Consider the following 15,126-nt stretch of genomic DNA (forward strand, 5'->3'; position numbering starts at 1 on the left):
GAAGCAAACAAAAACGCCTCCATCGGGAGGCGCTTTATCTTAGTGACTAAATTGAGTTGGGGTACTTAAGTGAAAATGTAACAATTATGCTTGTGCTGGAACGCTTTCGCTTTCAACTTGAGTTTGTTGCTCTGCTTCTTCTTTGTTGAAGCCTTCGTGTAGATGGTAGTAACGTTGGTAAATCACGCCACTGATGGTCATCATGATGGCAGGTAGACCAATCATCATAAATTCTAAGCCCATAATGGTGCTTGCTGATTGCTCTACGTTTGGTACGTAACCCACAACAGACAGACCAACACCCACGATGAAGCCACCAGCTGCGCCTGCGAATTTCACAAGCATGGTTTGTACTGAGAAGATAACGCTCTCGCTACGACGACCTGTTTTGTGCTCACCGTAGTCCACAACGTCAGCCAGCATTACAGTTTGCAGCGCGTTCGCAATACCCACGCCAAACTTAATTGCTGCACCCGCCATACCAATCATTAGCGCGTTAGCTGGAGCGATAAAGCCCATCAATAGAAGAAGTACACAAGACAGAATTGGGAAGCCACACGCGATAGGCCATAGAAGCTTACGTGGAAGGAATGCCGCAAGACGTGGGAATAAGAACACACCCGCGACTTCTGCCGCGCCTGCGACCGCCATGTAAACTGGGAACAGCTCTGCGTTACCCAGTGCGTAAGAGAAGTAGTAAATCGCAAAGCCACCAACCAATAGGTTCGCAATTTGGAAAGACAGAACCGTGCCGATTAGCGCTTTAAGCTGGTCGTTTTTACCGATGATAGTCAAAACGTCTTTGAAGCTGAATTTCTCTGCTGGTTTTGCGTTAGCTGGCGCCGCTTTCTCTTTTACGTTACGAGCAATCAAGAATGCGCTCATCACAAACAGAACCGCAATCAGCATCGCAACATTGAAGAAACCGTCGCCTTGGTTGCCGTTACCTAACTCGCCCACGATGTGCAGACCGTAAGTACCAGTAATGAACCATGCAAGGCTCGCGAACAGACGTGGCCATACCACCAACTTTTCACGTTCTTGGCGAGAGCTTGATAGCGCCGGAATCATTGACCAGTAAGGGATATCCATAATGGTGTACGTTAGACCCCAAAGGATGTATGCCGCTGCTGCGTAGATGTAAAGCGTAGTACCTTCAAACATGTGAGTACTGAAAAGGCCAACCAGTACTACTGCGTTTAATAACGTACCAATCACAATCCAAGGACGGAATTTACCGAATTTTGAGCGCGTGTTGTCCACGATCACACCCATCATTGGGTCAGTAATCGCATCAATAATACGAGCGGCTAAGAAGATGGTACCAACGAAAGCAGCAGACAAGCCGGCTACGTCAGTGAAGTAGAACATTAAGAAGATGTAGATAGGTGCACAGGCAAAGTCTTTACCGAGTGCGCCAAGGCCGTAGGACAGCTTGGTTTGTAGCGTAATTTTATCAGACATAATAGTTCCTTAGTGTCGTACTGCTATTCATTCCCCTAACTAGAATTCATAACGTCGACGTCTTTTATTTATATTTCGATGCTAATGCTACTCACACACTGAATGCCTTACTGTGATCAAAAACCGCTTTATGGAAACGTTTACAGGCAAGTTTTAAAAATGAGACATCGAACAATATTTAGACCTATTAATGTGAGGAGATCGTGTTATTTACGCCATTTTATCAACACTTTACGCTCATTAAGTATGAGAACGATTTCAAAACGACCAATTAAAACCAACGCAAAAAGCCGTACAAACCTGATGTCTGTACGGCGATAGAAAACCAATGAGAAACGATGAAATCGTCTAAATAGCCATGATTTTAAATAGGCAAGGTTCTAAATAGATATGACTTAGTGAATACGTTCGAACTTCACCAACATGGCACTTTCCGCGTCAAGGATTGGCATGGTTAAGCCAACCTCCCCACACCATGCGCCAGATAGCTCACAACCGGATTCAGTCCAAGGCGGTTGGTAATTCACGATGTCATCGTAGTTAGACGGTTTATCCAATACCGTCACTCGATATGTCGCTTGTGGATCCAGGCCCGGTACACGCAAATGCCCACTTAAAGAGTTCGTTGGCATCGCGAGCTGAGCGATCATCACCACCGCTTCCGATTGATCGTTTGAAACAACCGCATGAATTTGATGTGCTTTATCGTCCGTTGGGATTCGCCAAGTTCTGCCGCTGTGTAGCAATGGGCGCAGCATCTTGTGCAGCTTGATGTAGCGCTCAAAGCCTTCTTTTTCCGCTTGTTCTTCTTTCACTGGGTCAAGTTCAATCCCCATATGACCGAACAGTGCCGTAAGCCCACGGAACTCGATGCTGTGACGACGGCGCGTGCTATGACAATGGCTTGCACCAATATGGCTGCCCATCACTTCTGGCGGGAAGAAGTAGCTCATACCGCGTTGAATGGTTTGACGCTCAAGTGCGTCGTTATTGTCTGAAGCCCAGAATCGATGCGTGCGTTTCAGAACCTCAAAATCAATACGACCACCACCTGCCGCACAAGATTCAATCTCCACTTTCGGGTGCTTTTCACGAACTTTATCAACTAACTGGTAGTAACGTTGGGTTTGATTGTGCGCCGCAGCCTGACCTAAGTGCGCTGGCTGAACCACTTCACGGTTCATATCCCATTTGATGTAAGCGATATTGTAAGTCGAGAGGAAGTGATCCAATCGCTCAAACAAGAAGTTAAACGCATCATCGTTTTGCAGGTTAATCACGTATTGGTTGCGACCGGTTGGCTGATCGTAACCGTTTACAGCCAACAACCAATCAGGATGCGTACGGAACAATTCGGAATCTTTGTTGATCATCTCTGGCTCAAACCACAAGCCGAATTCCATGCCCAATTTATTTACGTGTTCCACAATCGGGTGCAAGCCATTTGGGTACTTAGCTTCACACAGGAACCAATCCCCTAGCCCTGCTTTGTCACCGTTGCGCCCTTTGAACCAGCCATCATCAATGATAAAGCGTTCTACACCCATCTCTGCCGACTGAGTTGCCATCGACATGATGTATTCTGGATCGTGGTCGAAGTAGATGCCTTCCCACGTGTTGAGGTGGATTGGGCGAGGTTTTTCGGTGAAATCACTCGGCAAAATCGTTTCACGCACATGAGAGTGGAAGTGATGGCTCATACCATTCAAACCACAATTACTGTGGCTCGCGTACAGCCAAGGCGTCGTAATGCTTTCCCCTTCTTTTAGCGCCACTTCACCAGGCAGGTAAATAACTTCAGCCTGCATGTAACGACGGCCATCGGCTTTCACGTCTACACGCAATCTGTGGTTACCACTCCATGCGAAATGGAAGCCCCACACATCGCCATTCATTTCATCAAAGTGAGTTGTGCCGACAACAAGTGCAGGATAATGCTCATGAGAAGTACGCCCGCGACGGTTTTCTTGTTGATAGCCGCCTTGCAGCAATGGCTGGCGCACCGTTTGGAACTCATGAACCCAGCGGCCGTAGTAAGTCATCAACTCATTCGCACGAGCTGGCAAAGGCAACGTATTGGCAAGACGGTTCACATGATAAATACCCGCTTTCTTATTGGTGAGCGTGTGACGAGTTTTCACTACATCGTTGCTATCAAGCTTAAGCTCGGTTTGTAAACGAAGACCTGCGATCGCATCTTCGCTCTCAATCACAATACTGTCTTGCTGTTGTTCAATATGGGAGATGACAAACACTGGAGCCCAATCTTGACCATCGCGATGCCCTTCCACACCTGGGCTGCTAAAAACGCCACGACCAAGCTCTGGGTGTAGAGTCATGGATACGTCGCTGTCCAAACGACCGTATGGCACGGGACGATGTAAAGCCATGCGGAAACCATTAAGGTCACCACTTACTTTTTGTCCCCAATGCAGAATCTCTCCATATTCGCCCAACTCTACAATCAATTGAGTTTGCTGACCGGTTAGCTCAATCAGTGTTTTGTCCGTCATCTTGTCTTACCTTGAAACTGGAAATTACGCTGCATCATAATGAAAAATACAAAAGAATCTGTGAGCCACGCCAAAATCATGGAAACGTTTACAGTTGTTTTTTCAAACTTGTGTCATCGCCCGCTATGCCTTATTCCTTCTTATATTACGCAGCGATCAGCTCCAAAAATCTCAGATTCTTTGGTGACCGAGTTCTTTAAAGCACTGCACGTAAATTCGAATACCAAACTGATTTATAAAGAATTTTTCGTTATTTAATTCATTACCTTACAACAACAAAATCATAAATAAGGTTACAGACCGCTCAGTTGAACTCCTCACCTCTTGAAGTGGTTAACCGACAACCGTATTCTTGAGGCTTCGAGATTCTTTATGAAGTGTCTCTCTTGGGTCCTAACTCAAAATCCCAGTTTGACGATACTGCAAATGCTCGTGTGCAGTGCGCCCGCGAACCACTTGTTGTATATGCTTCCTTGTCTCACATGCCCAGTTGATTTCAATTGGGCTCTCTTTCCTCTTCTTTCTAACAACTTCCTTTTCTTAGAAAAATCCAATTTAAATCATCACCTTAAATAACATCGACCCCATTATCCAAACCCAAACACCGCCCAACCCAAGTAAACGATTCCAACTCAAACGGTCAGAAATCAATCTTAAATCGCGCTTAAAAGCTCAATTTAAGAGATCAAAATCACACAAAATAGTAATAAACCCCTCATTACGACAAAAATGCCAACCTCATCATGAAAACGTTTCCAGAGTTTATTTACACTGCGCAGCGAGTTAGGACTCAAACCAATAAAAAATAAATCCATAAAAATAGAATGGAGACACTTCATGAAACAAAAGACGCTTGTAAGAGCGCTTGGGTTAACCCTCGCCCTAGCACCGCTTGCTGGTATGACTGCAGTGGAGAACATCACTTACTTTGGCTACGCCAAGTGGGGCAACATTTACACCGATAACGATGAACACAATGGTGGCAAAGGCGAACGCAACGATGTGATTCGTGCTGGTCAAGGTTACGGTAACTACCGTTTGGGTAACGAGCTGAACTGGTGGGAAGCGGGCCTCAAAGCCGACGTTTGGCAACAAGGCGACGCGTACTTTGATACCACACTTTACCTTGGTAGTGGCGAAAGCTGGGGTGACGTTAGCTTGATCCAAATGTGGTCAGCAGGTCATGGTCTGTTTGAAGGCCAAGCAGATGCCACCGTTTGGGCGGGCGAACGTTTTTACCGCCGTCATGAAGTGCACATGATCGACATTAAATACTGGGACACATCGAGCACAGGTATCGGTATTGAAAACTGGGATCTTGGCTTTGCTAAAGGCCACATCGCATGGATGGCGCCAAACTCTAGCGCAGATGGCCGCAGCTTACACAACATCGACGCACGTTTGAGCGGCATTGAACTGAGCGACAGTGCAGATCTTACGGTCGGTTTGAACTACGTGTTCACGCAAAACTCTAGCTATGACGAAAGTGACATCACCACTTCTGGCGCCATGCTTTCTGCACTTTACCGTCAAGCTTGGAACTATGGTTCAAACACATTCGCTTTCCAATACGGTACAGATGCCCTTGCGGGCGGTTTGATGAGTGCTGAAGGCGGCTCAAACCGTAAATACAACACAGGCGTTGAACACGATGGTTACAGCTGGCGTATTTTCAACTCTGGCGATCTTAACGTGAATGAAGATTTCCAAGTGATGTACTCCATCGCTTACCAAGACAAAAACCTGGATAACAACGAAGGTGAGAAATGGTTCAGCGTAGGCGCTCGTCCTCAGTACAGCTGGACAGAATACATGGCAACCGCACTTGAAGTTGGCTACGAATCAGTAGAAGCACAAAACGGCGCTGGCACCAACGACATGTACAAAGTAACGGTGGCGCAAATGTTCCAAGCAGGTAAAGGCGTTTGGGCTCGTCCATCACTGCGCTTGTTCGCGACCTACTCAGAGAAAACCGATGAGTGGAACCGTGGCGGCGAAGTCTACGGCCATGCTCGCAGCAATGGTGGACAAAACGTCGACGAAATCACCTTCGGCTTTAACGTCGAAACATGGTGGTAATTCAAACCCGCTACTATTTATGAACCCAACGGGGGTGAGTAATACGCTCCCCCCACAAAGGACAACGCAGATGAAACTAAAACCGCTAGCAACTCTATTCATGGCTCTGTCTCTTGGCGCATGCAGTGGATTACCAGAGCAAACCTTCAATACCGATTTGAGCCTACCACAATGTTGCTCAACGTTAGATGCTTTGCCTCTGAATGCCCTATCGATTCCTTTCCACCAGCAGGTGGTTATGGATGCAAATCTGCCAAGCATGAGCAGTGCGGTTTTACTTTCTTCAGATTCTGCTTCATCCAAACCGCTCCCTGTGATGAGCTATCAAATCACTTCTGACGCACCATTCTCGCTACTTGTTCGCTCTTATGTTGATAACAATGCGTTATTTGCTGCGAACGTTCTTATTTATGACGCGAAATGGCAACTTATAACCAATTACTCGGCGAAAGACTTTAACTACCACACAACGGGCATGCGCGGCTTAGAACGTGTTGAACAAATGATCACGGTAAACCCACAACTTAATGGCGCGAAATACGTGGTCATCGCTTCAGATTCGGCACTGCTTGGCACCGAATTGACTCGCAAGCACCCAGAAGAAGTTTACGCAGAAACACAAAACGTCATTGGCAGTAAACAGCTTCCGCTCACTGCGCAGTTCCAACCTTTTGGCGTTATTGATGTCACGGCGAGCGCCTCCGACAACAACGCGGTGTTAACGCTTTTGGCGGAATTGGGCACACAAACCAACGACACCGCAAAAGCAGAGTTAACCCTTGCCGCATCGCCTGAAGCACAAGATGAATGGACATTGTACCAATCTCAAATCGATGCAGCGCTCAAAGACAACGACATAAAACAAGCTGCGGCGATTGCCAACCAAGCAGCTGAGCAAGGCTTTACCCAAGCAAAAGATTATCTCGTGAAGCAATTAGCGAAATAAAGCTTCACAACAAGACCAAAGACACTCTCGCTGCGGATTCAAGTTCCGTAGCGAAACAAGATTAGAAACAAAAAGTTAAGTAGGAAAACCATGAAGGCATTTTCAGAAATTCTCCAAAGACGCGACTGGGAAAACCCGCAATCAGTGAACATTCACTGTCTTAAGGCTCACAGCCCTCTTTCCAGTTTCCGCGATATTGACCATGCCCGCGACGGTATTCAAGCCCAGCGCCAATCGCTGAACGGACAATGGAAATTCAAACTGTTTGATGCGCCAGCGCAAGTTGACGGCGAGTTCATCGAGTCACAATTCAATGACAAAGACTGGGATGAGATTACTGTCCCTTCAAACTGGCAAATGCAAGGTTACGACAAGCCTATCTACGCCAACGTGAAATACCCATTCGAAGTAAACCCGCCGTTTGTACCAAGTGATAACCCAACGGGTTGCTACCGCACTACCGTGTCACTTTCAGCAGAAGACTTAGTCAATACGCAGCGCATTATCTTTGATGGCGTGAACTCAGCTTTCCACCTTTGGTGTAACGGCACTTGGGTTGGCTACAGTCAAGACAGCCGTCTGCCTTCCGAATTCGACCTAACGCCTTACCTTGTGGCGGGTGACAACAGCCTAGCCGTCATGGTGATTCGTTGGAGTGATGGCAGCTACCTAGAAGACCAAGATATGTGGTGGCTAAGTGGTATCTTCCGCGACGTGACTTTGCTGTCTAAACCACAACACTGTATTGAAGATGTGTTCATCACTCCGGATTTAGACGCGTGTTACCGCGATGGTTCACTGTCGGTTGTGACTTCGATTTCTGCGCCTGACACCTACCAAGTTCAAGTGCAGCTGTTTGATGGCGAACAAGCCGTGACAGAGCCACGCATCGACCGTCCGCACAACCGTCGCATTGACGAACGTGGCACATGGGATGACGTAGTTTTTCAAACATTGCACGTACGCGAACCAAAGAAATGGACAGCGGAAACACCGAACCTTTACCGCTTAGTCGTTTCACTATTGGATGAAGACGGAACGCACTTAGAAAGCGAAGCGTACCCTGTGGGCTTCCGTAAAGTCGAAATCACCGATGGCCAATTGAAGCTAAACGGTAAGCCTTTGTTGATCCGCGGCGTGAACCGTCACGAACATCACCCAGAGCTTGGTCATGTGATGACGGAAGAAGACATGATCCGTGACATCTGCTTGATGAAACAATACAACTTCAACGCGGTACGTACAGCGCACTACCCGAACCACCCTCGTTGGTACGAACTGTGTGACCAATACGGCTTGTACGTGTGCGATGAAGCGAACATCGAAACCCATGGCATGCAACCAATGAACCGCCTATCGAGCGATCCACAATGGGCGCACGCTTACATGAGTCGCTACACCCAGATGGTGATGCGCGATAAGAACCACCCTTCAATCATCATCTGGTCTTTAGGTAACGAATCCGGTCACGGCAGCAACCACAATGCCATGTACTCTTGGTCTAAAAACTACGACCCTTCTCGCCCAGTACAGTACGAAGGCGGCGGTTCAAACACCACAGCAACCGACATCATTGCGCCAATGTACGCGCGTGTGAACACAGTCATTGAAGACGAGGCCGTGCCTAAATGGGCAATCAAGAAATGGGTGTCGTTACCAAATGAAACTCGTCCTTTGATTTTGTGTGAATACGCACATGCGATGGGCAACAGTCTGGGTAGCTTTAATGATTACTGGGATGCGTTCCGCGATTACCCTCGCCTACAAGGCGGCTTTATTTGGGATTGGGTCGATCAAGGCTTGAGCCAATGGGATGAAAACGGCCAACATTTCTGGGCTTACGGCGGCGACTTTGGTGATGAAATCAATGACCGTCAGTTCTGCATCAATGGTTTGATCTTCCCAGATCGCACGGTTCATCCAACGTTGGAAGAAGCAAAATACTGCCAACGCATGATCACTGTGTCACTGCAAGAGCAAACCAAAGAAGCTTGTACGCTGTTGGTGACTAACGAGAACTTGTTCCGAGCGACCGATAACGAGCAATTGAACTGGTCTCTGTTGGAAGATGGCAAAGTTATCCAAACGGGTTCATTGGCGCTTAACGTAGAAGCGGATAGCCAAGCAAGTATTGAGATTGCCCTTAACTTCACGCCGAAAGCGGAAGCGCAATACCACTTAAATACCGACATTACTCTGATTGCTGCAACACCTTGGGCAGACGTAGAACACGTCGTTGCTTCTGAGCAAATGTCACTACGCAATACAGCAGGCCTTGCTCTGCCAACATTGGAAACGCAACCAGCGCCAATGCTAACGCAGCAAGACAACACCGTTTTAGTGTCTAGCTTGGATGAAAAACATCAATGGCGTTGGGATAGCCAAACTGGCTTGATGACCGATTGGCATGTCGATGGTGAAGCACAAATGCTTGCAGCACTGCAAGATAACTTCTTCCGTGCACCACTGGATAACGACATCGGTGTAAGCGAAATCGACAACGTCGATCCAAACGCTTGGATGTGTCGTTGGGACATGGCGGGTATCGGCCAGTGGGAGCGCCAATGCGTCGCTTGCCACAGTGAAACCTTAGCGCACGCAGTGAAAGTGACTTCGACGTTCGCTTACCACTTTAATGGTAAAGTTCAGGCGATCACGACTTGGACGCATACACTGAGCAGTAACGGTGAGATGGCATTGGCTGTCAACGTGAAGCTGGCTGATGATTTACCACCAATGCCACGTATCGGTTTGGAACTTGAACTGCCATTGAACAAGCAAAACGCTTCGATCACATGGCAAGGCTTAGGTCCGTTTGAAAACTACCCAGACCGTTTGGCAGCGGCGCGCTTCGGCCAGCACACCCAAACACTTGAGCAAATGCACACGCCATACATTTTCCCAACCGACAGCGGTCTGCGCTGTGGTACGCAATGGTTGAAAGTGAATGAGTTAGAAATCTCGGGAGACTTCCAGTTCAGTGTTAGTCAGTACGCTCAGCAGCACTTAGCAGTAGCGAAACACACCAATGATTTGGTCGCAGAAGAGAAGATTTACGTGCGCCTAGACCATAAACACATGGGTGTGGGCGGTGATGACTCATGGAGCCCAAGTGTACACAAGGAATTCCAGTTAACGGACAATCAATACGCTTACAAAGTGACGTTTAAACCCGCTCACTAATCGATTGATAACCTAAACATAAAACACGTCAGTGTCGCTTAATCCCCAAGTTTCGGCTTGGGGATTTTTTATTCAAGCTAGGTTCGATTTGCTTTAAAAGCTTGATACACCGCCACTATTCTCAATTGGGTGTTTGAGTTCATCCGCTGTGCATTGTTAAATGAAGCAAATTTCAGATCCTGAGTTCCCTATGGCTACCATCAAAGACGTCGCAAAAGAAGCTGGCGTATCCATTGCAACCGCGTCTCGCGTCATCAATAACGCACCTCACACCAGTGAATCCGCGATTGTCGCCGTCAAAGAAGCAATGACGAAACTAGGCTATCGCCCGAACGCCAATGCGCGCGCACTGGTCAGTAAATCGTCCAACGCGATCGGGGTATTGGTGAACGACGTTTCTGCGCCCTTTTTTGGCACCATGGTCAAAGCCATCGACACTATAGCCAGTGAACAAGAGAAACAGCTTCTGATTGGCAGCGGCTATCATGATGCCGTGAAAGAGCGCAACGCGATCAACTTGTTGATCAACAGCCGCTGTGAATCTTTGGTCGTACACAGCAAAGGCATGACGGATGCCGAGTTAACCACGCTCGCCAATGAAATTCCGGGCATGGTGCTGATCAACCGTATCGTGCCAGACATCGCTTCACGTTGTATTGCTTTGGATAACCGCAAAGGCTCTTACATTGCCACTGAGCATTTGATTCGCAATGGACACGAACACATCGGCTATATCTGCTCTGGTCATGATATTGAAGATGCAAGAGATCGTCGCGACGGTTACCTTGATGCTCTGCGAGATAACGGCATCAAGATTCGTGAAGAATACATCGAGTACGGCGAGCCAGATGAAACAGGTGGCGAGCAAGCTATGGTAAACCTGATGGCGAAGAACACACCCGTCACTGCTGTTGCTACCTACAACGACTACATGGCTGCGGGCTGCATGACCTTGCTGCAGGAAAATGGCATCCGCATTCCAGAAGATATGTCAGTGATTGGATTCGATGATGGTCATATCGCGCGCTATATTTACCCTCGCCTCACGACCATTCGCTACCCAATTCAAGTGATGGCCAACGAGGCGGTGAAGCTCTCACTTCAGTTGGTCAATAATGAAGAGACAGAACGTACTGAACACAAATTGTTCATGCCAATTTTGGTCAGACGCTCTTCCGTTGGCAGTATCAAATAAAGCTCAAACCAGTCTCCGAGGCTGGTTTTTTCATTTAAACAGGTTAGAAGCTTGTAAAACATCCCCGCAAAAACAAGCGTCTAAGAAGAAAAAGAGTTATTCTTAGTTATTAAAAGTACGAAATAATAACTGAATGAGCACTCAACCTAATTCACGTCAACTGATCTCCTGTGAGGAGTGCGGCTTGGTCGTTCGTATCCCTGATATTGAACAAGGTCAAAAAGCCCAATGTCCTCGCTGTGAGCATTCGCTAACCAAAGTCAATGCCAAGCCGTATCAAAGCGTTATCGCTGTGTCGGTTGCGTGTCTGATCATGTTGGTTTTGAGCATCTCTTTCCCGTTTATGTCGTTTAGCGTTCAAGGTTTATCCCAAGAGATCACCTTAATGCACGCGGCGAAGATGTTGGCGGAATTTCATAACGCGCTTCTCGGTGCGTTACTGCTCGCGACAGTGGTCGTGTTACCTGCTATCTATGTTGGTTTAATCCTCTTTCTTCACCTTGAAGCCTTAAAATCACTCAAGCACCCATTAGGGAAAAAACAAATCCGCATGGCGAAAACGCTGTGTCGACTCTTATTTCGAGTCGAGCCTTGGCTGATGGTTGATGTATTTTTGATTGGCGTTTTGGTGAGTTTGATTAAGATTGCCTCGCTGGCAGAAATCGGTATGGGCAGCTCATTCTGGGCATTCTGTGTGTACACCGTGCTGGTCGTGAAGTGCATTTCGATGGTCGACAAGAGTTGGCTATGGGGACACTTTATTCCTGCGATTGAATTACTAAACGTGAAAGAAGGTGACACACACCATAACGAAAACCACATCGGTTGCCACACGTGTCATCAACTCAATCCAATTGAAGATAAAAAGCACCAAAAGTGTCTTCGTTGTGATAGCCCAGTGCACAGATACAACCCAAAAGATAACATGCAGAAAGCTTGGGCTTTGCTGTTTGCGGCGGTCATTTTCTACATTCCTGCCAATTTATATCCAATGATGTATACCGTTAGCCTTGGTCATTCCGAAGGTTCCACCATTATGGAAGGTGTGGTTCTCCTGTGGCAGCTGGGTTCTTACCCTATTGCAGCGGTTATCTTCTTCGCTAGTGTGTTTATCCCTATGGCAAAAATGCTGGCATTGGCGTGGCTTTACTACAACGCTCAAAAAGCACAGTACTTACCACCGGAAGAAAGCATTTCCCGTTTAAAGGTCTATCGAATTACAGAATTTATCGGTCGTTGGTCAATGATTGATATTTTTGTTGTCGCGATTTTGGTTGCGCTCGTACAGTTGCAAAACCTAATGGCGATTTACCCCGGTCCAGCTGCACTCTCATTTGCTGCAGTGGTCATACTAACCATGCTCTCTGCAATGATTTTTGACTCGCGTTTGTTGTGGCAATTACCACAAAACGAAGCGCAGGAGCCAATGAACAATAACTTAACTGAGAAAGCCAAATATGAGTGATGAGAACAACGCAACCGCTCAAATAAAACCTCAAAAGCAGGTCTCTGCGATTTGGATCATCCCGATCCTTGCGCTAGCGATGGGAGCGTGGATGCTGTTCCAATACATCAACAGCACAGGACCAGAGATCACGTTAAAACTTCCTACAGCGGAAGGCATTGAAGTCGGCAAAACCGAAATCAAAGCTCTGAACGTAAAGGTGGGCGTTATCACTGACGTCAAACTTAGCGGAGACTATGACCATATCATTGCTACCGCACAAATGAACAAAGACGCCGATCGCATGCTGCGTGAGGACTCTATGTTCTGGGTGGTGAAACCACGTATTGGTCGCGAAGGTGTATCTGGCTTAGAAACACTACTATCAGGCGCTTATATTCAATTGCAACCGGGGAACTCCAAGGTAGAAAAAGAGCACTTTGATGTGCTTGACGTACCACCCGTTGCCTCTCCCGATGCAGAAGGCCTGCGTATCGTTTTAACTCACCGTGAAGCCGGAAAACTTGGTGTTGGCGATCCCGTTATCTACAAAGGCTTTACCGTAGGCCGAGTGGAAACGACCAGCTTTGATGTCGAAACTCGTCGTGCGCTATACCAGCTGTTTATTTTCAAACCATATGACAGCTTAGTGCGCACCAAAACCCACTTTTGGCTAACATCTGGCGTTGACTTGCAGTTGAACGCGGAAGGCTTTGAGGTGAAATTTGGTTCGTTAGAAAGCCTAATCACGGGCGGGGTCACTTTTGATACTGTACCTGGTTTAGGTGCTGGAGATGAAGTCACTGAGGACATGTTGCACTTCCGTCTTTTCGATGATGTGAAGCAAGTACGCGAAGGCATGTACGACGAATACATCCAATTTGTGATGATGTTTGAAGAATCAGTCCGTGGCCTAAAACGCAAAGCACCTGTGGAATATCGTGGCCTTCGTATTGGTACGGTAATGAAAGTACCGATGCGTATGCCAACACCTGAAGAAGATTTCTCAGCGAAGAAAATCCCAGTACTTGTGCGTATTGAGCTCGGTCGCGTTTATGAAAACCTACCATCTAGCCAACTACCAAGGTTCAAAGATAAGCTTAAAGAAGAGTTTGCTAAGGGGCTTCGTGGCACACTGAAAACTGGTAACTTGTTGACCGGTGCGCTGTACATCGACACTGACTTCTACCCAGATGAAGAGCCATATGTGCCAAGCAAGTTTGAAGACTATGATGTATTCCCAACGAAGCAAGGTGGTTTCGCCCAAGTTCAACGCCAAGTCAATGACTTCCTCACTAAGCTGAACAGTTTACCGATGGAAGACACGTTGAACTCACTGAATAAGACACTGAAGAACTCAGAAAAAACACTGGCTTCGGCAGAACGCGTAGCGAATAGCGTGGATCGTCTCCTTAACCAAGAAGACACTAAAGCAATTCCAGCGGATATTCGTAAGAGCTTGGAGCAGTTACAAAAAACGTTGGATGGCTATGGCCCGAACTCCACCATGTACAGTGAAATGGAGTCGACGTTGAAAGAACTAGAGCAAGTGATGACTGAGTTTAAACCGGTTCTCAAGCAGTTGAATGAAAAACCAAACTCGTTGGTATTCGGTGAAGATGAAGTCAACGATCCAACCCCAGTTAGAGGGCAAAAATAATGAAACGCGGACTTTTATTGATCTCTGCCCTTTTGGCAGGTTGTAGCAGTGCACCTGAAGACTCTGGCGCTTTGTATGTCTTACCGGAAGCAAGTTCTGCTAAGGTAAGTGACACCGCGATTGCTCAACGTCCACAGCTGGTGGTTCGCCCTGTAGAGCTTGCTAGCTACCTTGCTGACAGCGGTATCGTATATCGAACCTCTGAAACAAAAATCGTTCAAGCGAAACACAATCAGTGGGCGCACAATATCTCTGAGCAAATCACACAACGCATTATTGACGAGCTGCGCAGCAAGCAAAGCCAATACTGGCCGGTTGAAGTAAATAACCTGCTTGACCAAAGTGGTGAGAGCAAACTTTTACTTTCACTGAGCAAGTTTAATGGTAGCTATCAAGGCAACGCTGAAATTGAAGGTGAATGGTTGATTGTTGATGAAAATGGCAAAGTGAAAAATAGCGCACCAGTCAAAATCAACATGCCTTTGCAAGATGATGGCTATAACGCACTTGTTGATGCGCTGTCAGTGGGTTTGAACAACCTAACAGACCAAATCGCAGCCCAACTATAATCCCCCTTCCTCGCCCATTCAGTTCTCTGAGTGGGCGATTTTAATTCTCCTCTCCCTTTATTCTGAATTTTCA

At 47.1% G+C, this 15,126-nt stretch carries 9 protein-coding genes; 7 read left to right on the forward strand and 2 right to left on the reverse strand.

The genetic code is table 11. The features are described 5' to 3' along the window. Positions 1-84: 84 nt before the first annotated feature. Both melB and GXP65_RS15685 read right to left on the reverse strand, forming a co-directional pair. Positions 85-1,464, reverse strand: coding sequence for a melibiose:sodium transporter MelB (gene melB, locus GXP65_RS15680; RefSeq protein ID WP_162093213.1), 1,380 nt, complete (start codon positions 1,462-1,464; stop codon positions 85-87). 395 nt (positions 1,465-1,859) lie between these two features. Continuing rightward, positions 1,860-3,977, reverse strand: coding sequence for an alpha-galactosidase (locus GXP65_RS15685; protein ID WP_162093214.1), 2,118 nt, complete (start codon positions 3,975-3,977; stop codon positions 1,860-1,862). An 837-nt stretch (positions 3,978-4,814) separates the two neighbouring features. Here GXP65_RS15685 and GXP65_RS15690 point away from each other — a divergent pair. The 7 genes from GXP65_RS15690 (at position 4,815) to GXP65_RS15720 (ending at position 15,053) form a co-directional block, all read left to right on the forward strand. Beyond that, complete coding sequence (locus GXP65_RS15690; RefSeq protein WP_162093215.1) at positions 4,815-6,056, forward strand: carbohydrate porin; 1,242 nt, start codon at positions 4,815-4,817, stop codon at positions 6,054-6,056. 70 nt (positions 6,057-6,126) lie between these two features. Next, on the forward strand, positions 6,127-7,002 hold the full coding sequence (locus GXP65_RS15695) for a MalM family protein (RefSeq protein ID WP_162093216.1): 876 nt from the start codon (positions 6,127-6,129) through the stop codon (positions 7,000-7,002). 90 nt (positions 7,003-7,092) lie between these two features. Further along, on the forward strand, positions 7,093-10,185 hold the full coding sequence (locus GXP65_RS15700; RefSeq protein ID WP_162093217.1) for a beta-galactosidase: 3,093 nt from the start codon (positions 7,093-7,095) through the stop codon (positions 10,183-10,185). 190 nt (positions 10,186-10,375) lie between these two features. Continuing rightward, positions 10,376-11,380 (forward strand): substrate-binding domain-containing protein, encoded by a 1,005-nt coding sequence (locus GXP65_RS15705; RefSeq protein ID WP_162093243.1) that lies wholly within the window; start codon positions 10,376-10,378, stop codon positions 11,378-11,380. 133 nt (positions 11,381-11,513) lie between these two features. After that, complete coding sequence (locus GXP65_RS15710; protein ID WP_162093218.1) at positions 11,514-12,845, forward strand: paraquat-inducible protein A; 1,332 nt, start codon at positions 11,514-11,516, stop codon at positions 12,843-12,845. After that, complete coding sequence (gene pqiB / locus GXP65_RS15715) at positions 12,838-14,484, forward strand: intermembrane transport protein PqiB (RefSeq protein WP_162093219.1); 1,647 nt, start codon at positions 12,838-12,840, stop codon at positions 14,482-14,484. The genes GXP65_RS15710 and pqiB overlap by 8 nt, the downstream gene beginning before the upstream one ends. Continuing rightward, positions 14,484-15,053 carry an ABC-type transport auxiliary lipoprotein family protein gene (locus GXP65_RS15720; protein WP_162093220.1) on the forward strand — a complete coding sequence of 190 codons (570 nt, stop codon included), beginning with the start codon at positions 14,484-14,486 and terminating at the stop codon, positions 15,051-15,053. The genes pqiB and GXP65_RS15720 overlap by 1 nt, the downstream gene beginning before the upstream one ends. Positions 15,054-15,126: the final 73 nt, after the last annotated feature.

The organism is Vibrio sp. LB10LO1, from assembly GCF_010092875.1.
In the GTDB taxonomy this organism is placed as follows: Bacteria; Pseudomonadota; Gammaproteobacteria; order Enterobacterales; family Vibrionaceae; genus Vibrio; species Vibrio campbellii.